Genomic DNA, 514 nt, shown 5'->3' with positions numbered 1-514 from the left:
ATCATTGACAATGCCTGATGGCGTGAAAGCAAAACTGCTAGAGCACCTGATAGAACCATTCGGTGATGAAGAAAGCACAAAAACGTTTTGGGATGAGGTCGGTACGACCTTGTACTTGATTGAGGAAGGGGATACCAACGAAACCTTGAGTGAAGAATCTGAGGAAGATCTGCACTTCCTTCGCTTTGTTACTAACTACCCTGAATGGGTGCTGTTGTTAAACGATGATGACTGTCCTTGGTTGCTGGCGGTCGCCATAGTGACCATGGAAGGCTCTGGCGTGTACTGCTGTGCTCCTATGAACAGTCCCACGTTCCCTGTCGTGATGTTAGCAGACCAAACTGAATCTTAAAACCAAATTAAACCTGAACAATTCCATCTTAAAGGAGGTGTCCAATGGCACGTAAATCAAACCAACAACAAGAAACGGTTCAACCTGAAATCGTAGAAGGCAATGAACAAGTCACGGTCACTGACGATCAACCAGTAGACCATTTCACTCATATCGTGCGCG

1 protein-coding gene is annotated in these 514 nt (G+C 45.7%); it reads left to right on the top strand.

Features of this window, described 5'->3' with window-relative positions; all coding sequences use genetic code 11:
- The coding region (locus R7093_RS28210) for a hypothetical protein (protein ID WP_318147406.1) at positions 1-352 on the top strand (352 nt) is incomplete at its 5' end.
- Between the last annotated feature and the right edge of the window lie 162 nt (positions 353-514).

Source organism: Vibrio sp. 1580 (assembly GCF_033340055.1).
Note: the sequence above shows the minus strand (reverse complement) of the source record. Positions and strands in the feature narration are given on the sequence as shown.